This window comes from Agarivorans sp. QJM3NY_29 (genome assembly GCF_050870835.2).
Taxonomy (GTDB): Bacteria; Pseudomonadota; Gammaproteobacteria; order Enterobacterales; family Celerinatantimonadaceae; genus Agarivorans.
On sequence record NZ_CP194036.2, the window covers coordinates 719,764 to 743,846 of the forward strand.

At 44.0% G+C, this 24,083-nt stretch carries 19 protein-coding genes; 14 read left to right on the plus strand and 5 right to left on the minus strand.

Features of this window, described 5'->3' with window-relative positions; translation table 11 throughout:
• Positions 1-29 precede the first annotated feature (29 nt).
• Positions 30-791: a 2-dehydro-3-deoxy-D-gluconate 5-dehydrogenase KduD gene (kduD, locus tag ACRRS0_RS03255; RefSeq protein WP_432454653.1), complete on the minus strand. Its 762-nt coding sequence runs from the start codon at positions 789-791 to the stop codon at positions 30-32.
• Between the two features lie 256 nt (positions 792-1,047).
• Here kduD and kdgR point away from each other — a divergent pair, with 256 nt between their 5' ends.
• From kdgR to ACRRS0_RS03270, 3 genes are all read left to right on the plus strand, one after another.
• Positions 1,048-1,830, plus strand: coding sequence for a DNA-binding transcriptional regulator KdgR (gene kdgR / locus ACRRS0_RS03260; protein WP_432454652.1), 783 nt, complete (start codon positions 1,048-1,050; stop codon positions 1,828-1,830).
• Between the two features lie 76 nt (positions 1,831-1,906).
• Positions 1,907-3,769, plus strand: a complete 1,863-nt coding sequence (locus tag ACRRS0_RS03265; protein WP_432454651.1) for a DUF294 nucleotidyltransferase-like domain-containing protein — start codon at positions 1,907-1,909, stop codon at positions 3,767-3,769.
• Between the two features lie 10 nt (positions 3,770-3,779).
• On the plus strand, positions 3,780-4,490 hold the full coding sequence (locus ACRRS0_RS03270; protein WP_432454650.1) for an exonuclease domain-containing protein: 711 nt from the start codon (positions 3,780-3,782) through the stop codon (positions 4,488-4,490).
• 90 nt (positions 4,491-4,580) lie between these two features.
• Here the strand turns inward: ACRRS0_RS03270 and ACRRS0_RS03275 are convergent, their stop codons facing one another.
• Complete coding sequence (locus tag ACRRS0_RS03275) at positions 4,581-5,339, minus strand: S1 family peptidase (protein WP_432454649.1); 759 nt, start codon at positions 5,337-5,339, stop codon at positions 4,581-4,583.
• Between the two features lie 119 nt (positions 5,340-5,458).
• On the opposite strand from ACRRS0_RS03275, the gene ACRRS0_RS03280 reads away from it, so the two are divergent.
• The 3 genes from ACRRS0_RS03280 to ACRRS0_RS03290 all read left to right on the plus strand — a co-directional run bounded on the left by ACRRS0_RS03280 (position 5,459) and on the right by ACRRS0_RS03290 (position 8,553).
• On the plus strand, positions 5,459-6,319 hold the full coding sequence (locus tag ACRRS0_RS03280) for a ThiF family adenylyltransferase (RefSeq protein ID WP_432454648.1): 861 nt from the start codon (positions 5,459-5,461) through the stop codon (positions 6,317-6,319).
• A 195-nt stretch (positions 6,320-6,514) separates the two neighbouring features.
• Positions 6,515-7,423: a THxN family PEP-CTERM protein gene (locus tag ACRRS0_RS03285; protein ID WP_432454647.1), complete on the plus strand. Its 909-nt coding sequence runs from the start codon at positions 6,515-6,517 to the stop codon at positions 7,421-7,423.
• Positions 7,424-7,590: 167 nt separating this feature from the next.
• Positions 7,591-8,553, plus strand: a complete 963-nt coding sequence (locus tag ACRRS0_RS03290) for a PEP-CTERM/exosortase system-associated acyltransferase (RefSeq protein ID WP_432454646.1) — start codon at positions 7,591-7,593, stop codon at positions 8,551-8,553.
• Between the two features lie 30 nt (positions 8,554-8,583).
• On the opposite strand, the gene prsT is transcribed toward ACRRS0_RS03290, so the two are convergent.
• Positions 8,584-11,343, minus strand: a complete 2,760-nt coding sequence (gene prsT, locus ACRRS0_RS03295; protein ID WP_432454645.1) for an XrtA/PEP-CTERM system TPR-repeat protein PrsT — start codon at positions 11,341-11,343, stop codon at positions 8,584-8,586.
• A 174-nt stretch (positions 11,344-11,517) separates the two neighbouring features.
• Between prsT and tviB the strand changes: the two genes are divergently transcribed.
• The 8 genes from tviB (at position 11,518) to ACRRS0_RS03335 (ending at position 20,624) form a co-directional block, all read left to right on the plus strand.
• Positions 11,518-12,786, plus strand: coding sequence for a Vi polysaccharide biosynthesis UDP-N-acetylglucosamine C-6 dehydrogenase TviB (gene tviB / locus ACRRS0_RS03300; RefSeq protein WP_432454644.1), 1,269 nt, complete (start codon positions 11,518-11,520; stop codon positions 12,784-12,786).
• A gap of 12 nt (positions 12,787-12,798) precedes the next feature.
• On the plus strand, positions 12,799-13,833 hold the full coding sequence (locus ACRRS0_RS03305; RefSeq protein WP_432456105.1) for an NAD-dependent epimerase/dehydratase family protein: 1,035 nt from the start codon (positions 12,799-12,801) through the stop codon (positions 13,831-13,833).
• 158 nt (positions 13,834-13,991) lie between these two features.
• Positions 13,992-15,050, plus strand: a complete 1,059-nt coding sequence (locus tag ACRRS0_RS03310; RefSeq protein WP_432454643.1) for a GNAT family N-acetyltransferase — start codon at positions 13,992-13,994, stop codon at positions 15,048-15,050.
• A complete protein-coding gene (locus ACRRS0_RS03315; RefSeq protein WP_432454642.1) occupies positions 15,002-16,411 on the plus strand; it encodes an O-antigen ligase family protein in 1,410 nt (469 codons plus the stop codon). Before ACRRS0_RS03310 ends, ACRRS0_RS03315 begins: the two co-directional genes overlap by 49 nt.
• Before the next feature lie 52 nt (positions 16,412-16,463).
• Positions 16,464-17,381: a polysaccharide pyruvyl transferase family protein gene (locus ACRRS0_RS03320; protein WP_432454641.1), complete on the plus strand. Its 918-nt coding sequence runs from the start codon at positions 16,464-16,466 to the stop codon at positions 17,379-17,381.
• Complete coding sequence (locus ACRRS0_RS03325) at positions 17,371-18,258, plus strand: glycosyltransferase family 2 protein (RefSeq protein ID WP_432454640.1); 888 nt, start codon at positions 17,371-17,373, stop codon at positions 18,256-18,258. The genes ACRRS0_RS03320 and ACRRS0_RS03325 overlap by 11 nt, the downstream gene beginning before the upstream one ends.
• 26 nt (positions 18,259-18,284) lie before the next feature.
• Positions 18,285-19,211 carry a glycosyltransferase family 2 protein gene (locus ACRRS0_RS03330; protein WP_432454639.1) on the plus strand — a complete coding sequence of 309 codons (927 nt, stop codon included), beginning with the start codon at positions 18,285-18,287 and terminating at the stop codon, positions 19,209-19,211.
• A gap of 468 nt (positions 19,212-19,679) precedes the next feature.
• Complete coding sequence (locus tag ACRRS0_RS03335; RefSeq protein ID WP_432454638.1) at positions 19,680-20,624, plus strand: sulfotransferase family protein; 945 nt, start codon at positions 19,680-19,682, stop codon at positions 20,622-20,624.
• Positions 20,625-20,922: 298 nt separating this feature from the next.
• On the opposite strand, the gene ACRRS0_RS03340 is transcribed toward ACRRS0_RS03335, so the two are convergent.
• Together ACRRS0_RS03340 and ACRRS0_RS03345 are read right to left on the minus strand one after the other, a co-directional pair.
• Entirely contained in the window at positions 20,923-21,984 is a 1,062-nt protein-coding gene (locus tag ACRRS0_RS03340) for a pectinesterase family protein (RefSeq protein WP_432454637.1), read from the minus strand.
• Positions 21,985-22,032: 48 nt separating this feature from the next.
• Positions 22,033-24,066 (minus strand): methyl-accepting chemotaxis protein, encoded by a 2,034-nt coding sequence (locus ACRRS0_RS03345; RefSeq protein WP_432454636.1) that lies wholly within the window; start codon positions 24,064-24,066, stop codon positions 22,033-22,035.
• Positions 24,067-24,083 lie beyond the last annotated feature (17 nt).

Sequence of the window (24,083 nt, forward strand, 5' to 3'; positions counted from 1 at the left end):
ATTTTAATTACTCTCTTTTTTTGTCGCGTTTAGCGTGATAACCAGCCGCCGTCGACAGCAATGGTATAACCGTTGATGTAGTCAGACGCTTTAGACGCAAGGAATACACAAGGTCCTGCTAAATCTTCTGGTGTGCCCCAGCGAGCAGCTGGAATACGGCCAACAATTTCGGCATTACGGGCTTCATCGGCACGTAAGGCAGTGGTGTTGTTTGTCGCCATGTAGCCAGGGGCAATCGCATTTACGTTGACGCCGTGAGCAGCCCATTCGTTGGCCATAAGACGAGTCACACCCATCACGCCGCTTTTAGATGCGGTGTAAGAAGGCACGCGAATACCACCTTGGAAAGATAGCATTGAGGCGATGTTGATAATTTTGCCGCCTTCACCTTGTGCGATAAATTGCTTGGCAACTGCTTGAGACATGAAGAATACAGACTTGATGTTGATGTTCATCACGTCGTCCCAGTCTTGCTCTGAGAAATCAATCGCATCGTTGCGGCGAATAATACCGGCATTGTTTACCAGAATGTCGATACGGCCAAATTCTTTCACGGCAGTTTCGACAATTGATGGAATGTCATCTAACTTCATCAAGTTGGCGCGAATGTCGATAAATTTACGGCCAGTTTCCGCCATTTTTTCGATGGTTTCGGTGGGTTCAACAATGTTTACACCAACGATATCACAACCCGCATTAGCTAAACCTAATGCCATGCCTTGGCCAAGACCAGTATCACAGCCAGTTACAATGGCCACTTTGCCTTGTAAGTTGAATGAATCAAGAATCATGTTATTTCCTCTAAACTACCTAATTTAGTGATAGCTTCAATTGAAGTGTCACTATTAATGCGCTCAATATACCAACAAATAGAACCGCTTTCCATTTATTTTTGAAATTACGTTTTAAAAAAATTGGTAAGAAGGCATAAGTAATCGTTGAATTATATGCGCGGTTTCAAAATTCTGAAAACCGTTTTCAAAATTAGTGGTCGTTCGCAAAGCTTTGGTTATAATGTCAACAAACATAGTTAAGTAAGGGAAAGTAATGGAAAAGGCAACTCAGCCTGAGGCGGTATCGTCGGTATTAAAGGTGTTTAACATCCTGCAAGCCTTGGGCGAGCAAAAAGAGATTGGGGTCTCTGAGCTATCACAACGTCTCATGATGTCTAAGGCAACTACCTATCGTTTTTTACAAACGATGAAGACCTTAGGCTACGTCTCTCAAGAGGGGGAAGCTGATAAATATTCTTTAACCCTTAAGTTATTCGAGTTAGGCGCTCGGTCATTAGAATATGTTGAGCTGATTGAATTAGCCGATAAACAAATGCGGCATATCTCCGAGCATACTAATGAAGCTTTGCACTTAGGTGCCTTAGACGAAAGCTCCATCATTTATATTCACAAGATTGATTCGGGTTACAATCTACGTATGCAGTCGCGTATTGGTCGCCGTAATCCTTTATACAGTACTGCCATTGGTAAAGTATTGTTGGCCGGGCGTGAAGAGAGCTTTGTCCGTGAAGTTCTTACTGGTGTGGAGTTTATTAAACATACTGATAAGACTTTAGAAAATACAGAACAGCTACTGGCGGAACTGCAAGTGGTTAGACAGCAGCACTATGCGGAAGATAACGAAGAGCAAGAACCTGGACTCCGTTGTATTGCAGCCCCTATATTCGATCGTTTTGGTAACGTGATTGCAGGTATTTCTATCTCTTTCCCGACCATCCGTTTCGATGAAAAGCGCATGTCTTATTATGTCGGCTTATTACATAAGGCCGGCAAGAATATTTCTGAGCAACTGGGTTATCAGCATTATCCAAGCTAAAATCCGCAGCCTACGGGCTGTTTTTTTTGTGCCAACTTAGTATGTAAAACGCTGTTTCATTTTTAATGGGTTTAAAATGGGTACCTCCCTTACTATCAATGTTTTTGATTTTCTCGTGAAGCTCGATCCTTTTGATCGCCTACCAACAGCTCTGGTGGATAGCTTAGCTAATTCAGTGAAGGTGAGTTACTTAACTCAAGGTGAAGAGATACAGTTTAGCGCTCAATGTGAACAACGTTACTTATATATTATTCGCACCGGGGCGATCGAGCAACGTCTGAAAGACGGCGAATTACGTGCTCGTTTGGGCAAAGAAGATCAGTTTGGTTTTACTTTCTTAGGCCCTTTAGATAAAGCAGAAGATGGTTATCGTGCGGTTGCCATTGAGGATTCCTTACTTTACTTAATTCCTCATCAGCAGCTACAGCGGATCTGTCAAGAATATCCAGAGTGCGAGAATTATTTTGCCACGCAAGCTTTAGTTCGTTTGAGTTCGGCGGTGGATTATTCCCGTAAAGAGGATAATGGTCTGTTCTTCCGTTCGGTGGGAGAAGTTGCGAGTAAAAACATTGCGATTGTCGACGCCGATACCCCGATCCAAGAAGTCGCTCGTGTCATGTGCGGTGAGCAGCGTAGCTCTTGCGCAGTGGTCAAGCAGGGCGACGACATTGTGGGTTTGGTGACGGATCGCGATATGACCCGTAGTGTGGTTGCTACGGGGATTGACCGCAGCTTACCTATCCAGCAAGTGATGACGCCACAGCCGACGCTGATCCAGAGTGATGATAAGGTGATCCAAGCCATTTCTTTGATGTTGCAGTATCACATTCGTTGCTTGCCTGTATTAAAAGGTCAAAAGGTGGTGGGTTTACTTACCACCTCTCACTTGGTACATAATCACCGTACTCAAGCGTTATTTTTAATTGAAAAAATAAAATATGCCAGTTCGGTGGGTTCGTTGGCCACCTTAAAAGACGAGCGCTTGTCGATTTTTGAGTCTTTGGTTGACAGTGGGGTTAGCGCCGAAATTCAAGGGCGCGTGATGTCGATGATTATGGATGCTTTTACGCGTCGTTTAATTCAACTCTGTGAGGAACTACTTGGTCCTCCGCCAGTGGCATACGCATGGGTGGTGGCAGGCTCGCATGCCAGAAATGAAGTCCATATGTTATCCGATCAAGATAGCGCCATTGTCCTGGCCGATGAGATTAGTGCCGCTGATAGAGTTTACTTTCAGCATCTTGCGATGAAGGTATGCAATGGTTTAGCTGCCTGTGGTTATCCATTGTGTGATGGTAAGTATATGGCGGCTACCGCTCAATGGTGCCAGCCCTTAAGCCGATGGAAAGCCTATTATCAAAAGTGGGTGGCTAGCCCAGAATACAACAAATTATTGAGTATTAGCGTCTTTTTAGAAGTTCGTGCGATCTATGGCGAGCATGAATTGGTTGATAAAATGCAGCAGTATTTACATCAGTGTATTCAGCAGAGCCGTAATTTTATTCCTGCCTTAGTCAAAGACGCAGTTGATACCCAACCTCCGTTAGGGATTTTCAATAATTTGGTCCTGGAAAAGGGCGGAGAGCATAGTAATACTTTAAATATTAAGAAATTTGCCTTGAACCTGATTATCGATTTAGCCCGTATATTCAGTCTCGCTGCGGGAGGATCGCTGACCGGAACCGAGGAACGTTTTCGCTATGCTGCGGAACAAGGCACGCTTTCTCAGGATAGTTGTGACAACATTATTGGCGCTTATCATTTTATTTCGCAAGTTCGTTTTATTCACCAGATGCACGCGATAAAGGCAGGTAAAGAACCGAATAATCATATTGCGCCTGCTTTATTTAGCAGTTTCGAACGAAAACATCTTAAAGAGGCCTTTAAAATCATCAGTGAGCTACAAAGTGTAGCCAAATTGCGGTTTATTAAGGCGTGAGCGAAAAACCATGTTTAAGACGCTGAAAAGAACCTTTGCTAAAAAGCTGTCCCCAGAAGCGCAACGTTTAGCGATGCTTGCAGATCCCACGTGGTCATTTGGGATCCGCCAATATTTATCGACGCCTTTGCCCGCGCTTACGGCTGCATTTAACTCACTTCAGTTTTTGGCTTTAGATTTTGAAACCACAGGGGTTGATCCTCAAGAAGACCGAATTTTGAGTATCGGTCTGGTGCCGATGAGTCTTGCTCAGATAGAAATCGCTGAAGCGCAAGAGGTGTTCATTGCGCACGGGCAATACATAAAAGCGGATAGTGCAAGAGTAAACCAAATTACTCCGCAAATGCTTGATGGGGGGCTACCTTTAGAAGAAGGCATTAGTCTGTTATTTCAAGCTTTATCAGGTAAGGTGTTATTGGTGCATGGCGCTTGCATCGAACGAAATTTTATAGATGCTTACTTTAAACAATACCTTGGCATTGAACACTGTCCTTTGTATATCATTGATACTTTAGCGATTGAAAAGAAACTCAGTTATTCGGGGAGAACTGGCGCACATAAGAGTTTTCAGCTGAATGATTTGCGTCGTCACTACGGTTTACCTGACTACGTTTCTCACTCCGCCGCCAGTGATGCCTTCGCTTGTGCTGAATTATTCATGGTTCAGTGTAAGAAGTTGAATATAGCAGCTACGACTTCCCTGCGAGATTTACATCTCTAACTTGAGCATGGCGCTTCTGGCCATGGTTGAACAGGCCATCACTGATTCTGATCAGGCTCTTTAAAGGCCCGCTGGCTATAGCATGTTGCTTTACTGTGGTTTGACGGTTGCTAATAGTTGCTTCAAGTATTTCACGGGTATCGCGTAACTGATTGCACTGGGGTTACTTAATACCGCTTCTTTAGTTGTTTTGACAAATACTTTGTTGATGATGCCTATGACTTCGCCCGTATCTGGGTGGTATAGCGGACTTCCGCTATTCCCTGGATAGGCAGTAGCGTCGAGCTGATAGACATTATAGGGCGCTTTCAATCTTTTGAGTTGAGCAGGGTTTAATTCTCGAGCTGAACGCGCAGGTATCACGACCGGAGTAATACTGGAAATGATACCGCGGTGAGTGACAGGATAAAGTCCAAGTACTGCCCCGATAGGAAAACCGGTAAAGGCATATCGCTCGCCTTCCCTTACCGTTTGGTTTGACACGCGCATTGGCCTTAAGGGTTCTCCTTCAATTTTCAGGAGTGCGAGGTCGTGCTGTTGATTACTTGCCAGCAAGGTTGCGTACCTTAGTTGGGGAGACCGACCTTGGCCAACAAATACCACTAAGCGTTCTTTTTGTTGTTGATTTAAGGTTTTGGGAATGACATGGGCATTGGTCGCGATGACATTGCCGCTAACGGCAAATCCGGTACCACGTAAGGTGGCTCTTGGTGAGTTTAATTTGTTGAACGTTCCCACGCCGACCACCGAGGGCTTGATCTGCTCAATGGTATCGGCAAGTTGGCTTGATGCGGTGCTACTGTATAGCGCCAAGATGATAAGACTTACGATGACTGGAATGAGCCGCATATAGAGTTATTCCTTGAAATGCTGCCTCATATTAATTTTTACTCTAGGCTAGGGCAAGCTAGTATGAAAAGAACATCAAATAAAGTGTTGTGATAAAAACGTTATAACAGGGATGAATAATGATGAGTTTCAATTACGAAGATGCATTTTCGCGCAACATAGGGTGGCTTACCGACGATGAACAGCAACTATTACGCGGGAAGCGGGTGGCCATCGCTGGGGCCGGTGGGGTGGGGAGCGAACATATTGTTACCTTGGCGCGTTTAGGTGTCGGTAAATTTAATATTTCAGATTTTGATGAATATGAAGTGCATAACTTTAACCGCCAAGCGGGCGCATTCATGTCTACCGTTGGGCAAGATAAAGTTAAGGTGATGGAAAGTGTTTGCCTAGATATTAATCCCGAAGCCGAGATCTGTAGTTTTCCTGAGGGTGTATTTGAGCATAATGTTGACCAGTTTTTAGAGGGGGTGGATGTTTATGTTGATAGCCTCGATTTTTTTGCCCTATCGGCACGTAAGTTAGTTTTTCAGAAGTGCCTAGAGAAAAACATCCCTTTGGTGACCGCTGCCCCCCTCGGTATGGGCTGTGCATTTTTGTGTTTCATGCCTGGTGGTATGAATTACGAAGAGTATTTCCGTTTTGAAGACTGCCAAGATGAAAATGAGCAATATATTAAGTTTTTAATTGGTTTGTCTCCCGCAATGTTGCAGCGCCCTTATTTAGTCGATCCAAGTAAGGCCGATTTTCACGCGAAGAAAGGACCGTCGACGCCGATGGCAGTGAAGTTGTGTGCTGGCGTGGCGGCGACTTATGTATTAAAAATCCTTTTAAAACGAGGTGATTTAGTCACCGCACCCCATGGTTTACATTTTGATGCTTACCGGAATCGTTTTAAAAAAACCTGGCGGCCAATGGGCAATCGGAACCCTTTGCAACGGTTGGTGTTTAAGATTGCGAAAAAAGTGGTTTTAAATTGAGGACTTAGCAACTATTCGCTGAAATATAGTGGGAGTCGTTGCTTGATTAGAGGTGTCAGTAAATTTTACATATCGCTCATGAAAACGGATGTCATTTTATTTAAATTATTGTTTTCTAATTGTTTTTTAAGTTGGCATTTGAGTTGCATTGATATACTTGTATTTAACTCTGCGATGACCAAATGGACGGGCAATATGAATAAATTAAAATTGACTGGTATGGCATTAGCTTTAGGTGTTTCAAGCCTTTCGGCAAATGCTGTTTTAATCACGGATTGGGATTACTTAAACGACGCGGGTTTCGGCACTGATTATGTCTCAGAAGCTGGCGACGCAACAGGGATTAACGCTTCAGGTGCTACCTTAGATGACTTTGATACACTCTTTGCTGGTGAGCTTCCTAAAACATTGGCTTGGGGCCAACCTTATAAAGAGGTTAACCCTAACGAATTGCAAAGCTCTTTAATCGTTGACGATGCTAAAACTGGCTCGGTAACCACCAGTGTAGTGAATGGTGTTGGTGCTCTAGCTTTCTCTGAAGGTACAGGTTTAACCCATGAAAACTGGGGAGTAACGGGTGATACTTTGGTATCGGCGACCTTATTCGATGGTTTGTTTTTAGGCCCAACATCTCCAGTGGTGTTGCCTCCAACGGCTGGACCAACGCTACAATTTGAAATTCAATTTGAAGAAACCTACAACCACCCTACTGGCGGCGTATGTGAATATGGCGACACTTTAGATGGTGCAGTTGGTATCAATGAGGCTGGTTGTGCCGATTTATTTACCATTGTATTAGACGACAGTGTTTCTTTCACTCAGGAAGGTGATGCGATTTTCTTAAGCAATAGCTTCACCATCCCTGTAGACGGCTTAGACGATTATGAATACACCTTAACAACTCGTTTGTTAGGTCTAACATTCGTTGAGAATGTCGATTGTCCAGAAGGTAAAACCTGTATTGGTTTCTTAACTGAAGAAGATGATACCAATACTCTTGAAGCTGCATTTGCTATCTCAGCCAGAGAAGTGACAGAACCTGGTACCTTAGCTATATTTGGTTTAGGTTTATTAGGTTTGGCTGGTTTGCGCCGCCGTGCTTAAGGCTTAATAAAAACGTCGCTAAGAGTTAGCGTCATTAGTTGATATTAAAAGCGCAGCCCTGTACTGCGCTTTTTTGTTTTTGAGTCCTTGTCATTGATATTATTTAGCTGCTTTTAACTCTGGCGAGTGAGTGGGTTGCTTTAGATCGAAAGCTTTGAGAGTGCCTTATGATTCGTAATAAATACATAAAAAATTTGGCAAGCTATCCGGTGATTGGGCCGATGGTGAGAAGTGGTATTTCACTGCTAGTGAAACGAGAAGCAAAGTTAATTGCTCAACATTTTGCCGAGTATCTGCGTCCTGTGGTTGCTTATCGTCCCGATATCGTGCATGAAGCGTTTAGGATCCGTCATGACGTTTATTGTGAAGAACTAAACTTTGAGCCAATTCGAGACGATGGGATGGAGCAAGATGAGTTTGATGAATATTCTCGGTTCTGTTTGATCCAACACAAACCCAGTGCGGATTTTGCAGGTTGTGTGCGGATTGTATCCCCAAGTCATAAAGATGAATTACTTCCTATCGAGAAATACTGCGCGCAGGCAATTGAAGGCGCGAAATTCCATCCGGATCAATTTGAACGCTCAGAAATATGTGAGATCTCTCGTTTAGCGGTACGACCTCAGTTTCGTCGTCGTAAAGCGGATAATTTTGAAGGCGCGGCAGCGGGTGCCATTAATGAACAAACCTACTCAGAAGAAGAGCTACGCTGTTTTCCATTTTTGGCGATAGGTTTATATTTGTCGATAGCTTCGCTTGCAGTACGCTCCGGCACACATCATGCGTTTGTCATGATGGAACCTCGTTTAGCACGCAGTATGAGCTTTTTAGGGATCAAGTTTGAGCAGCTCGGGGCCGCTATCGACTACCATGGTGTGCGAGCGCCTTACTATATTAGTGCGTCGATGCTGATGCGAAGCTTGCCGGTTGGTTTTCAAAAACTGATGATGAATATTGACAAAGAAGTAGCCAAGGGTTGTCTGGCCGCCAGAAAAAATGATGATGATGATGAATACATTAAAAAAATGTATTCATCAAACTTCAAAGCAAAACCAAAATCAGACAATAGCCTAATGATGAGAAAAGGTTTTGTTTATTCTCCTGCGAAGGGCTTGTACCTACCGCAATAACTGCAAGCTTTCTCACCATTGGTCAGATGGTTATTTTAGCTGAGCTTCTAGCTCAGCTTTTTTATTCAGCAAGGCCGGATCGAGATCGATTAAACTATTCAACAAGGTTCTCGCCTGACTATGTTTGTTACTCGCAATCAGCGCTTCAACATAATGAACGCCAATTTCGTTATTGGCTTGCTGTTGATAGCTTTCTGCCAGAATTTCGGTGGCTTTTTCTGCTTGACCCGCTTTAAGCAACATATAGCCATAAGTGTCTTTAATCTGGGCGAGTTCAGGTTTGAGTTGATAGACTTGTTTGGCGTATTTTAAAGCTTGTTGGTTGTCTTGTTGCGCATGATATACCCACGCGAGGTTATTCAAGGCAATAATGTTTTCAGGCTCCTTACTGATGATCTTCTGGTAACTTTGCAAAGCTTGCTGAGGGTTTAAACTCATTTGTAATTCTGCTAATTGCAGCTGTAATGGTTGTGCGGCTTCACCATGCTCAGACAGTGTTTTTTCTACAAATGCAACAGCACGCTCGGGTTGATTGGCGTCTTTGTAAGTTTGAATTAAACGATTTGCGGTTTGCATGCTGGGATGCTTGCTATATAAGTCTTCAAAAGTCTTAATCGCTAAAGGCAAGTTTTCTTGGGTAAGATAAATATAACCTTGTTGTTGAATCGCGGCTAAGGTTTTCAACTGGTTTGGGGCGAGGCTATTTAAGGCCTCTTGGCTTGCCGCAGCATTGCCTGTTTTAAGCAACAATACCGAATTTAAAAAAATCATTTTTTGATTATTTTTAAATACTTTGACTGCTCTGTTGCTCAACGCCACAGCTTCATTTAGCTTATTATTAGCCTCTAATACATTAATGTTCTTAATATAAGCCGCTAACGATAATGGAGAGTTATCTAACCAGCGTCGATAAGTGCTAATTGCATTGTCGTTCTGCTTATCTTGTAAATATAGGTCGCCAATTAACTGCCAGATTTGGTCGCTACGTAGCAAAGGCTCGACCTGTTCAAGGCTTGTAATCGCTTGCTTGAAGTCTTTTTTGAAGACGAAGTAGCGGCCTAATTGTTCTTGCAATAGATTAGAGTTGGGTTGTTCCAGTAGCTGCTGATCGAGTAAGGCTTTAACCTCTGCCATTCTATCTAGTTGGCTGGCATGCCCCATTAAAAATTGAAACACTCGCAAGTTTTCTGGATTTTCGGTCTTGAGTTGGTAAATAATTTGGTAAGCTTTTTCGGCCTTACCGATTTGTACATAAGCAGAAGAACTAAATAGTGTAGCTGGTACATCTTTCGGGTTATCTTTAAGAACTGATTGGTATGCATCCAGTGCTTCTTGATAACGACCGAGTTGCTCTAATAATGCGCCTTTATACAATTTTACCGCTTGGTCTTTAGGGTGTTCACCTAGCCATTGCTCAAGTGCTGCAAAGACCTCGTCGGTTTTTTTCTGCTTGTAATGAAAGGCTTGGATCCCTAGGAAGGCTTGGGTTTGCGCTGGATTTTCTGCGAGAACTTGATTTAGGGTCTCTAAACCTTTGGGGTCATTCTGTTTTAGTTGTAACAAGCCCAATTTAGCCTTGGCCGATAAGTTACCGGATGCGGCAGCCTTTTCGGCAATTTGTAGTGCCTCTTCAGTTCTCCCCAGCTGGTTGAGCTGGATGCTGACGGTACTCAAAAAATTGCTATCTTGAGCGTCGGTAAGCGAACTCTGGTTAAGCTGCTCTAGTGCAGAGTCTAATTGACCAATACGAAACTGGGTGGTCACATACAGGCGTTGAGCAAGGGCGTTGCCCGGGTCTTTGGTAATCACTTTCTCAAGTTGAGTGAGTGCTTGCTCATACTTGTTTAGTTTGTAAGCGGATATGCCTGCAATTAGTTGGGTTGAAGTATTGTTTGAACCATTTTGTAAGGCTTTAGTGGCCAGTGTAAATGCGCTATCAAAATCTTCTTTTTGAAACTGAATATAAGCTTTTAATTGGTTACTCAGTATATGGTTCGGCGCCATTTTTAAGATCCTATTGAGATAGGGTTCGGCCTCCGAATACTGTTTGTTTTTCACTAATGCTTGCGCCAAATATAGGGTGAATTGAATCGCATCTGGGGCCAATTCAACGGCATGACGATAGGCCGCCACTGCCGTTTCTATATCGTTGGAGAGCGTTGCTAAGTGGCCTTTCAGCAGCCAAACATCGGTGTTATTTGGCGCCTCTTGCGCCAGCTGATCGATGGTACTATTGGCTTGGTCATATTGCTTATCAGCTGCAGAAATACTGGCGCTTGCCATTCGTGAGTAGGTATTCTCAACGCCCAGCTCTTGTGCCTGATTCAGAGTGAGACGAGCCTTATCGATTTGACCTTCTCTAAATAGCGAGAGGGCATAAATGGCCAGCAGTTCGGTTTCTACATCTGCTTCAAGGGGGCGATTATCAGGGATCAGTTTAGAAATTTTGTCGGCTTGATTTTGATTTAAATAGCTTCTTGCGAGTAGCGGTAAGACTTGCGCTTTGTCTGCGTTAAGCGCTAAGGCTTTGAGCAATTCTTTTTGTGCGGCTGGATAGCTGCCTCGATTCAAATAAATTCGTCCTAAAGAAAGTCGGGCTTGTCCGAGTTCACCATCCTTCTTTATCGCATTTTTCAGTTCGATAATCGCGGCACTATTATCCCCTTCGGCCAGATAATTAGTCGCCTTCGTTAGATGCTCTTGGGCTGAATCGCCACCACAAGCGACTAAGCTTAAACTTAGTGCACCTAATACTAGTAATTTTTTCATTCCAAACTGATGATTACTCATATCTTTCCCTGTTTGTTGGATTGATAAATTTGATAAAGAGCATACAACGGAATTAGCTCGATGTCCTACTTTGAGCAGCCTTTTGTTGAGAACTCAAGTTATACTCTTACTTTCTTCTTCAATATGCGGTTTAATTAGCCCAGATTATATAATTTTTATCACATAGGTGTGTACATGGACGTGAGTATTGCTGTAATTGGTTTAGGTTATGTTGGCTTACCTTTAGCCATTGAATTTGCCAAGAAACGCAAAGTGATTGGCTTTGATATTAACCAGGTGCGCGTCGCTGAATTACAGCGGGGGATTGATCTGACTCAGGAAGTGAGTGACGACGAGTTAAGTGATGTTGCCAATAACATGAGTTATAGCAGCCAGATCGAGGAATTGGCTAACTGTAACGTCTTTATTGTTACAGTTCCGACACCGATTACAGAACACAAACAACCTGATTTGACTCCATTGATTAAAGCCAGTGAAACGGTTGCAAAAGTGCTCAAACCTAAGGATATCGTGGTCTATGAATCGACGGTGTACCCTGGTGCAACCGAAGAACAGTGTGTGCCCGTATTAGAGCAACATTCAGGCTTGGTATTTAACCAAGACTTTTTTGTTGGCTATAGCCCAGAGCGAATCAATCCCGGCGATAAAACTCACCGAGTTTCTACGATTAAAAAGATTACCTCTGGCTCCACACCTGAAATTGCAACTGTGGTCGACGATCTTTACAGTGAAATTGTGGTTGTTGGGACCCATAAGGCTTCTAGCATTAAAGTCGCCGAAGCAGCCAAGGTGATTGAAAATACTCAACGTGACGTGAATATTGCATTAATCAATGAATTAGCTTTGATTTTTAATCGCCTTGATATTGATACCGAAGCAGTATTAGAAGCCGCGGGCACCAAATGGAACTTTCTTCCTTTCAGACCGGGCTTAGTTGGCGGACATTGTATTGGTGTTGACCCTTACTATTTAACCCATAAAGCTGAGTCAATCGGTTATCGTCCAGAAGTTATCTTAGCGGGTCGTCGGATAAACGATAATATGGGGCGTTATGTGGTGGGTCAGTGCGTGAAAGCAATGGTGAAACGCAACATTTCGGTAAATCAAGGTCGTGTATTGATTTTAGGTTTGACCTTTAAGGAAAACTGCCCTGATATCCGAAACACCAAAGTGATTGATATCGTGCATGAGTTTTCTGAATATGGGGTGCAGGTTGATGTTTTTGACCCTTGGGCTGATAAACAAGAATGTCATGCAGAGTACGGCATTGATTTAGTTGAACAGCCAGCGGCTGATAGCTATGAGGCTATTATTCTGGCGGTCGCTCATCAGCAGTTTAAAGAGATGTCGGTGCAGGATATTCGAGCCTATGGTAAAGCTAAACATGTACTATATGATTTGAAGTATTTACTTCCAGTGAAAGACAGCGACCTACGTTTGTAATAGGAGTTCATGGTGAATCGTTTTGAACAGGTATGCGCAACATTAAAGGCCGAACCCAAAGTATGGGCTATTTCTGGTGTCGCTGGTTTTATTGGCTCAAATCTCTTAGAGGCCTTACTGAAGCTAAATCAGCGAGTGATTGGTTTAGATAATTTTGCCACTGGCTATCAACACAATTTGGATGAAGTCCAAGGTTTAGTGAGTGAGCAGCAGTGGCAGCGTTTCCAATTTATAGAAGGTGATATTCGAGAACTAGAACACTGCAAGCAGTTTGTTGCAGGTGCCGATTATGTCTTACATCAAGCGGCTTTGGGCTCGGTGCCTCGCTCGATCAACGATCCAATTACCACCAATGGCGTAAACATTTCAGGCTTTTTGAATATGCTGGTGGCTGCTAAAGAACAACAGGTCACAGCTTTTGTTTATGCAGCATCTAGCTCTACCTATGGCGATCATCCTGACTTACCTAAGGTTGAAGAGGTCATTGGGAATCCTTTGTCACCCTATGCGGTGACCAAGTATGTGAATGAATTGTATAGTTCGGTATTTGAGCGGACTTATGCCTTTCCATCTATTGGTTTGCGCTACTTTAATGTGTTTGGTCCACGACAAGATCCAAATGGTGCCTATGCAGCGGTCATTCCCAAATGGACTGCGGCGTTAATTGATGAGCAACAAGTCTTTATTAATGGCGATGGCCAAACCAGTCGAGATTTTTGTTTTATCGACAACGTGGTGCAGATGAATATTTTGGCGGCAACTGCGGGCTTAAGTCAAAGTGAAGTCTTTAATGTGGCACTGAATGATCAAACCAGCCTTACCGAGTTATTTGAGTTGCTACAACAAAATTTAGCAATTCATGGTGTGGTTCGACAATCGGTCCCTGAGTATCGTGATTTTAGGGCGGGTGATGTGCGACATTCTCGAGCTGATATTGGTAAGGCGCAGAAATTGTTAGGTTATGCGCCTGCATTTAATATCGGCCAAGGTTTGGCCAGAGCCATGCCTTGGTATATCGCGCATGCTGATTCTGAGCATCAAACTTAAATTAAGCTGGTTACGCTAATCGAGCTTATAGTTTCGCTGATGAGAGATGTTACAGGGAACGAAACAATGGGCTGTGGGCTATGTCACACCGTAGGCAAGGATGCTGGGGACGTTTATATCTATGCTGTTGTCTCTTGCTTTGTGGAAGAGTTTAGCGCATGAGTCAAACAGCGGTAGATTGGCGTGTAATTACTCAACTGGATGAGTTGATGCGCCTCGAGCCTCAATGGGAGCAACTTGCGGATACTTGTCAAGCTTCGTTGTTCAGTCAGTTCAAGTGGATTAAACACTGGTTAAAGGTTTACTGGCAGGAGGATTGGCAGCTGCTCGTCTATGCTGGCTTCGCTGAGGGGCAGTTGGTAGCCGTTGCTCCCTTTTATCGGCAAATCTTGAAAGCAGGCTTTGGTCTTAAAAAATTGTCGCTGTTGGCACAAGGTGAAGAAGAAGAGGCTGAGTTAGCCTCGGAATATATTGATGTTTTAGTGATGCCGAATTACCAACAGCAAGCATTGCCGGTGTTATCTTTGTATTTACAAAATCTCGATTTTGATTTATTGCTGTGTCGGGCGATTCATGTCTCAAGTCATTTGTATCAGTTGTTGGCTGGAGTAAAACACTGTCAGTGTTATCCTGCGAAATCCTATTCGGTGAATTGCGAACAATGGTCAATTGCTAAGCTATCGCGTAATGGGCGTTCTAAGTGGCGTAGAGCCAGCAAAACACTAGCGCACTCGTCAGCTGTGTTTAAATGGCTAAGCTTGTCGGAGATGGAGCATTATTGGCCAGATTTGGTTGCCATGCACCAGGGGCGTTGGCAAAACCAAGGACAATTGGGGGCATTCTCTGCGGCTCGTTTTATTCAGTTTCATGGTGATTTTCGACGCGAATATGCCAATCATGTTGCAATGAGTGGCCTGTTTGTTGGCCAAAAAGCGATTGCCTTAAACTACTTCTTGCTGGATAAACAACATCTACATTTTTATCAATCTGGCTGGGATGACGCTCAATTTGCCCATTGCTCTCCAGGTTTCGCCTTACACGTTTGGAGCCTGTTGCATAGCAAAACGACGATTTATGATTTTATGATGGCAGGAAAGTTGGGCGGCTATAAAACGCAATTTGCTGCTGAAGAAACAGAAATGGCTAATCTTTGTCTCGCGAAACGTCCATGGAGGGTAAAGTTATTCAAGTTAATCAACAAAGTCATTCCAACATGAATGCGGGTAAGGGGATGCGGAGACAATTTCCGGTTAAAGAGCAAACGGCTCCTTTAGGCTTTTTTTTCTTATATCTGTACACCATTGCGGTATTGATCCGTCCTCATGAGTTTTCTTATGAAACCGCGAATTATATTGTCATTAAGGTGTTTGCGATTTCGTCTTTAGTATTGACATTATTGACGCTCCGCCCGATGAAGCTCTACCCGCAGCATTATATGTTGTTAGCTTTAGTGCCGTTGATTATGGGGTCCGCCTTTTTAAATGGCTGGGGGACTGGCGGGATTTTTCAGGCGCAGCGTTTATTTGTGAGTTCCATCGTACCATTCTTTTTGTACAGCGTATTAATCACCTCACCTAGTCGGCAGCGTTGGTTGATGGTGGTTTGCATTATTGCTGCCCTTGGCATGGTATATAACGGGCATGTACAGCAAAGTACGTTTAATGGCCGTTTTGGCTCTGGGATCGGTGGCAGTATTACGGTAGGTCGAGAGGAGATGCGGATTAGTTATCTGGGTTTCTTCAGTGATCCAAATGACTTAGGTATGTTTTTAGTGATGAATATTCCTTTTGTGGGGTATTTTTATGGCCGTGGCGGTAAATTAGTTAAATTATTAATGTTAGCTGCGCTTGTGGCCCTAGGCTACGGCGTCTATATGACTGGCTCGCGAGGCACCTTGTTGGGTTCTATCGCAGTGATAGCGATTTATTTTTTAATCAGTAATGCGGGCGCTCGCCTGGTGTTATTTATCGTGTTTAGCGCCCCCATTGCCGCAACATTGTTGGCTTCGTTTGGGGGCTTATCGGCTTCCGAGTCATCCGCTCATGGGCGACTTGATGCATGGTACGATGGTATTCAAATGTTGATTTCTAGTCCGGTATTTGGTGTTGGCATGGGCAATTTTGTGGACGTCCATGGCATTGTTGCACATAACTCTTATGTTCATGTCGCCGCTGAACTCGGGGTGCCGGGTTACAGTTTTTGGGGCGGCACTTTGATCCTAAATATGCTGATTGGATATATGTTTTTAAAGCGTTCTGACGCAGAGCTTGAGAATGATGACCAGTTGAGCGCCGAGCTTGAAAAAGAGAAACTGGAACAATACGCAGAAGAAGCCAGTCTCAATAAGACCTTATTTTATTCTATGGTCGGCTTTATGGTGACTGCATTTTTCCTTAGTCGACAATTTACATTGTTGTTGTTTATCTTTATGGGAATGCAAACCGCGAGTCACCTTCGTTTGATGAAAATCCGCCCGGTATTGGCAGAACTGCTATCCGCACAAATGGTATGGCGTTGTATGTTTTATGCCTGGGCGATTATTATCGCAGTTTATATCACCTTGAAAGTGAGTTTATGAGAACCGCTATGCAGCAAAGTACGATTCATCATCAATGGCGAGAGTATCGCTGATGCAGCTATTTTATTATAAAGACGACATCGGCAACTTTGGCGATGACTTAAATCCTTGGTTATGGCCGAAGCTACTTCCTGACTTTTTCAATGATGATCCCTCTGAATTGTTAGTCGGTATAGGTACCTTGCTCAATCATCATTTACCAAGTGATAAAACTCTACATATTGTTGGTTCAGGCGTGGGATATGGCGACATCCCCCAAGTGACTGAGCTTTGGAAAGTGCATGCCGTGCGTGGGCCTTATTCAGCAAAATCACTGAATTTAGATCCCAGTTGTGCGATCACAGATTCGGCACTGTTGTTACGCAATGTGATGCAGCCAAAACATCAAGCCAGTGGTGATATTGGTTTTATGCCGCATTATTTAAGTTGTCGCAGTGCCGACTGGCAAAATATCGCAGAGAGCTGTGGTTACCGGTTTATTTCTCCTGAATGGTCGGTTGAGCGAGTATTTGCAGAGATGCAGCAGTGTCGTTTAATGCTTTGCGAAGCAATGCATGGTGCGATTGTCGCCGATGCTTTGCGGATCCCTTGGCATCCAGTTTTATTATCGGACAAAGTGAATACCGTAAAATGGAAAGATTGGTTAGATACCATCAATATTGACTTCCAACCGACAACGATCAGACCGTATATTCATTATGCTAATGTTGGTACCAAGCAGTATCTTAAAGATGAGTTTAAACGTACGGTGCGATCCTTTGGTTTTGGGAAAGATTGGTATCCACCACAAGCTCGAAACTCAAGTATAAAGAGTAAAGATGAAACCATTGCCAATCTAGCTGCGCTTGCCAACACTAAGCGTTGTTATCTGAGCGATGAAAATTTACAAAATCGTTTGTTACAGCAACTGAATGATGCTGTTGAACAAATGCAATATAGCAGTGCGGAAGCTGGAACTTATGCAAGATAACTTAACTGTGAGTGTCATTATCCCAGCTTATAATGCTCAAAGTTTTATCGAAAAAGCCATCCTTTCGGTATTGGCTCAGTCAGCTGTTGCGAGCGAAATTATCGTGGTGAATGACGGATCTAGCGATGCAACTGCAGACATTTTAAGTGGATATTTGGATCGTATTATTTATATCGAGCAACAAAATGCTGGGGTTTCTGCGGCGCGAAATGCAGGGATAAGCGTTGCCACCAGTGATTTGATTGCCTTTTTAGATGCTGATGATTATTGGCATCCGGATAAATTGGCGATTCAACTCGAAGCGATGCAGGAAAACCCCCATTGGGTGGCTTGTTATACTCGAGATTGTAGTGACGATAGTGAGTTGAACCAAACAGAGACCGAAAGTGGACTCACATTTGAAGATAAAACTATCGAACAAATATTCATTAACCCTTATTTGACGACTTCAACGGTACTGGTGAAACGTGAGTTATTACTGAGCATCGGTTTATTTGATACTCGTTTACTTACCGCCGAAGATATCGATGTTTATTATAAAATTGCCAGCCTTGGCATGATTGGCTTTGTTAATCGAGTGCTGGTGCATAAAAAAAGTGTTGAGAACAGCCTGGGTTCTCAACTCTGTTCTTATGCGGATAATTTGGAAGTGATTGACCGATTTCTTACGACTAAACCGGCTCGTAAGCTCGAGGCTATTGCGCCGATGATTAAAGCTAAGGTTCGCCTAAATTGGGCCCGCGAGTTGATTTGGCGCGGCCAACCTAAGGCCGCAATCCCGATTATTAAACAGGCGTTAAGTGAAGCCCCGAGTTTTGCTGCTCGTTTATTGTTGTATAAGGCGCGTCTTAAGCTAATCTTTGTAGGAAGCAGTTAATTTAGTCAAAAAACAGGGAGTTGATAATGGCTGCGTGTTTGGTGTCCGTTGTTATTCCCGTATACAACGGAGAGCGTTTACTTGAAGCCTCCGTTGATTCAGTACTACAACAAGATTTTTCAGATTTCGAAATTATATTGGTCGATGATGGTTCAACGGATGGTTCAAGGTCGTTGATTGAATCACTTGCCAGCAGCAATCCCAAGATAAGGGCGTTTAGTAAACCCAATGGGGGCGTTGCCCATGCTAGAAACTTTGCGATAGAGCAGTCGCGCGCGCCCTTTATTGCTTTTTGTGATCAAGATGATTTGTGGGAAAGTCACAAACTCTCTTCTCAACTCCCCTTATTCGATGACCCTGAGGTCGGCTTAGTCTTTAGTAATGCCTATGTGGAGCTCTGTCAGTTTAAGCAGACCAAACAAACTCGACTAAAGCCTCTGCAGCAACAACAAATCCGAAGAGACTTGGTCAATGAAAACCTGATCATGTGTTGCACCGTTATTGCTCGCAAAGATATGATTTTAAGGGTCTCAGGTTTCGATGATGATCGACGTCTGATGGGCGTTGATGATTGGCATCTGTGGCTGAAGCTATCCCGCTATTGTCGATTTGACTATGTTTCTGCTCCTCTTGCAAAGCATATTATTCACGAAAATAATTATTCTCTTAATGATCAGAAAATGCATCAAGCGGAGTTGGTTTGTATCAATAAAATTGAAGCAGAATATGGGGCTGAGTTCCCCGGTATTAACTGGGCTGAAATAAAGTCAGCAATCCATCGGCGTTATGCTAAAAATTATGTGTTCTCTGGTGAATTTAAGTTAGCGGGTAGCAGTTTACTGTTGGCTGACCAGTGTCATGCTAATTTGCACATGAGACTGAGGGGATATTTATTGAAATTGATCCCAAGTCCACTATTAACTGCGGCCCAGCAGTTCAAGCGACGATTTTGAGAATGACTAACTGAGAATGAGATGGGTCTTGGGCAGCGGTTTAACATTATTGAAATTGATCCCAAGTCCACTATTAACTGCGGCCCAGCAGTTCAAGCGACGATTTTGAGAATGACTAACTGAGAATGATGGATCTTGGGCAGCGGTGTAAGATTATTGAAATTGCTCTTAAGTTTAAGTTCAAGTTCAAGTTTAAGTTCATGGTGAACTGCGGCTTAGCAGCTCGAGCGACGATTTTGAGAATGACTAACTGAGAATGATGGATCTTGGGCAGCGGTGTAAGATTATTGAAATTGCTCTTAAGTTTAAGTTTAAGTTCAAGTTTAAGTTCATGGTGAACTGCGGCTTAGCAGCTCGAGCGACGGTTTTGAGAATGACTAACTGAGAATGATTGAGTGAACATTATCAATCATGGTTTGCAAAGGTTCGCTTGCTAAAACCGACCAAATAAAGTCAAAGGATATTGTTATGGAAGCAAAGGCCATCATCGTTATTGGCATGCATCGTAGTGGGACTTCAGCCTTATCGGGTGAGCTTGCCCAGTTTGGTGTTTTTATGGGTAAACACCTATTTAAAGCGCAAGCTGGGGTCAATGATAAAGGTTTCTGGGAAAATGCTCACTTAGTCGACTTCAACGATCAGTTATTTGATGAATTAGGCAGTTCTTGGGAAGACCCCTGTTATTGCCTTCATCCGGCTCGCAGTTTTTCTGAGGCATGGCAACAACGGGCACTGCAATTGATTGAACAGGAATATGCTGGTTCAGCGGTATGGGGAATGAAAGACCCTCGGGTATCCGTATTATTGCCTCTATGGCGGCCAGTGTTGGAGCGAAGCCCTGCCCAGGTTAATTACTTATTGATGATCCGTAATCCTGTTGAGGTGGCGGGTTCATTGGCGAAGCGTGATGGTTTCTCTCAGGCTAAAGGTTTAATGTTATGGCTTAATTACAATTTCTTGGCCTACCGTGAAACTAATCAAAGTTCTCGTTTAGTCGTAGACTTTGCCGACTTATTGGCTTCGCCTGAAACGGTGAGGAGGCAAATATCTGAACGTTTTGAACTGGACCTCATAACTCAGGGCGGTGGTAGTTTCATTGAGCAGAAGCTTCGTAGAAATGTTGCATCTGCCGTTCACCGGGAAGGCGAGCTTGCTCGATTGGCAGAGCAAACCTATCAGGCCATTTTGGCTGGAGATCCCGACTTGGTTGAGCAACTTTATCAACAATATCAGCAATATTTGTCCCAATTAGACCCTGTCCTGGTGGAACATATATTGCGGTTGCAACGCGCAGAAAGTGATTACCGTAACTTGTTTGAGAGTGCATATCGTTCCTTCACTTGGAAGCTATCGTGGCCTCTACGAACACTTGAAAAGCGGCTGACGAAGGCTCTTTTGCCAAAGGGGTCATGACCTTTTGCCAGGCTGGTAAAGGCGTATTTTTATCGAGGCTAAAGCGGGTGAGGCAAGCTCTCTGGTTGATGAAGATAGACATTTTCCTTTAAAATGCAGGCGTAGATAAACTGAATATTTCAGTTTATCTACCTGAGTGTAATTTTTGTATGATGTATATCGATTGAGGCTGCATATCAAGTTGGCTCAGCCTCATCAGTGACAAGCCGGGTAACGAAGCTTTTTAAAGAGCTGGCCTCAAACTATTTTGAATTGGCCTGACGCTTGTCGACTGAATCGAAATTGATCCAGAATCATCTTATTCGGCTTGGTTAGCTTGGTACAACGAGGGCCGCCAATCGCCGAAAATATGCTCTAGTTGATAATGCTGCATTTGTTGTTCTGTGAGCTGAGGTCGTTGTTTATCGCGTGATTTGGCACCCGCACCGCTATTGTTGTATTCCCAAAAACGAGAATTTTCAGGCCTGAACCAAATAATATTTTGCTGGATATCCCGACCGCTCATTTTATCCCATCCGTAGAGGTGGTCGTCGAGTTCACAATTGATAAAGGCGACATGCCCAATTGCCTTAGGGTCGGCATAGTTACCATCACTAAATTGTGTGGTTGGGTGCCATGGCCGTCCTAAAGCATAACTATTAGCTGGTACACCGGGCTCTTTGCTGAGCTGGCAATGGCGAAATACCAAGCCATGTGTTTGCTTGATGTCGGTACAAGGCGCACTAATATAGCCATAGACTTGCTCGTGGTGTTGCGCTTCTCGATTACGAGCTACGATCTCGCATTTGTCGATGAGGGCAACTCCGCCTCCGAAAATGAAGTCGATGGTGCCAGCGATACGGCAGTGGCTCAAGTAACAACGTCCGGCACGTAAATACAGGGTATCTTGATAGCTTTGCAGATCGAGATCGATTAACTGAACGCGGTCGGCATTGTCACCTAAGGCGAGGGCGACTGCTTGGGTATGTTTTAGTTTGCTTGGGTCACCTTCCGCTTTAGCCGCATTGGCTGGAAAATCAAAGCCATTTTCAATGCTTAGCGAGCGGATCTGTACGTCAGCTGCGTCAATACAAAGCGTGTAACTATTAAAGGTGGCAAATTTCCTACCTTGCGAGTCAATCATGCCGTTGGCCATAGTGGCACTGACAATGCAGTGGGTTTGGCTTTCGCCGATGAGCTGGGTGTTCGCTCGAGTCACTTTAATCTTTTCTTGATAACGACCGTTGGCTATATAAATTAAATAGGGTGAATGATCATCTGGTGCGTTGTCGAGCGCCTGTTGGATCGAACTAAAATCGGCGTCTGCTTGCAGAGACACAGTTACTTGCTGGATGTGATTAGGGATTGTTTTATTCGGCATAGTCTTCAGTGATTGGCGAGTCTACATGAGGGCAGACTCGCACTGTATTTAGTGGAAGAAATTAAACTGTTCTTTGAGGGAATCAGCCTGTTGTTGTAGTGCCCGAGCACTTTCAGCGGTTTCTAGGCTGGTGGAATGGCTCTCTCGATTGAGTTCGTGGATTTCACTTGAATTACTGGCAACCTGTAAAGAAACCTGAGCTTGTTGCTCGGCGATGGTAGCGATGGAATGTGACTGTTCGGCGATTGCTGAGACTTGCGATGCGATCGCTTCTAGAGAAGAACCCGCATTCTCCGATTGTGATAACAGTGCATTTGCCTGTTGGCGACTTTTCTCGGTAAGGCCAACAGCATTATCCGTTGAATTTTTCAGTTGTCCCATAATGTCTACCACGTCCTTCACGGAGACTTGGGTTCGGTGGGCGAGGGTGCGAACTTCATCGGCAACCACCGCAAAGCCACGGCCTTGTTCGCCGGCTCTGGCTGCTTCGATGGCAGCATTCAAGGCGAGTAGGTTGGTTTGTTCTGCAATCTCATCGATCATCTTGGTGATGTTATAGATAAGCTGGCTGTCTTTTTCGACTTGTTCTATCGCTTGCGAGGAGCTGTTGAGCTGATCGTTTAATAATACGATGTTATTGCTGACATGATCGACCACCTCTAAACCCGATTTTGTGTCGACATCAGCTAAACGCACATTTTCAGCAATGGTTTCTACTTGCTCGGCAACCGATTGGGCAGAGGCTGCGAGTTGTTCGGTTGCACTCACCACCAACTCTACTTTTTGCTGTTGTAAATCCGATTGAGTCAAGTTGGTATCGGCATGGCGCGCCACATTGGAAGACTGCTCATTAACCTGATTACTGGTTTGATTGATTTCTCCTACTAGTGAGTGTAATTGGGCTGCCATTTTGGCGACGCCTTGAGTTAACTGTTCAATTTCATTCTGGGACTGGCTAGAGCCAGTTGGCACCGAGATACTTACCTCGCCTTGACCCAAACGGTCCATAAACACTTTCAGGCGACTTAGTGGGCGAATGGTTTGCTTAATAATTAAGGTCATGACGGCGTAGGTGACAAGGCCAATCGCAAGTGCAATCACAGCAATTAATTTGAGTAGTGTTTGGCTATCTTTGGTCAACTCATTCACCAAAGTCCCCCCAATGAGTCGCCAGTTCCAACCTGGTACCTGGGTATAGACCAAATATTTTTCTAAACGTTTGCCATCCACTTCAACAGGGAAGCGGATCATGCCTTGTTGGCTATCGCTTAAGTTAGCAAAAGGTTGCTGCCCATCGGCATCACTAAATTTGAGCAAGTTAGTTTCATTATTACCAATTGAACCGAGTAGGTATTGACCTTGGTGCTCAGCTTCCTGATCGGCGACGATGGTGGTGCCAGTGCTGCCCCACTTGATGTTGGTTAAAGATGCGAGGATCGCAGCAGTGGCTTTTTCTACGGGTAAAGAGACCGCAAACACCGCACCGACTTTGCCTTCAGAGTCTTTAATCGGATCAAAATATACGATGTAGCTATGACCATAACGGACCGTTTGTTGTGCAAAAGGAGTCGCCTGGCTTAAGGCCTGATAAGCAGGATGCTGGCTATCGATAACATGGTTTAAATCACGTTGGTCGCTGTCATTTTTGAGAGAACTGGCGATGCTTAACCATTGATCGCCCATTGCGGAGTAGATGGTGGCAAAGGCTCCGGTATCTTGGGTAAAGGTATCGACTAGATCTTCGTTATGGATCAAGGGCATGCCGTATAGGCTAACGTTTTGGATCTTCTTGTTTGCGTAATCAAGAATGGTGGTTTCGACTTCATAGCCAGCTAAATAACCATTCTTAAAGGTAGAGCTAAGCACTTTAGTCGAATCCAAATAGGCATTAAATTGACCGCTTACCGTTTGTGCGACAGCATCTAGTTTAGATTGCTGCTCCCTTAAGCTGGTTTCTAACAACAGCTTTGAGGCGTTTTGATAAACTAAGGTTGCGATCCCGCTAAATGCGATGACGAGGCAGAAGACAATCACCAGTTTAAGTTGAAAGCCTACGCTACGATTTTTATAAGCTGCAAACATAGTAGTCCTTAATCAGC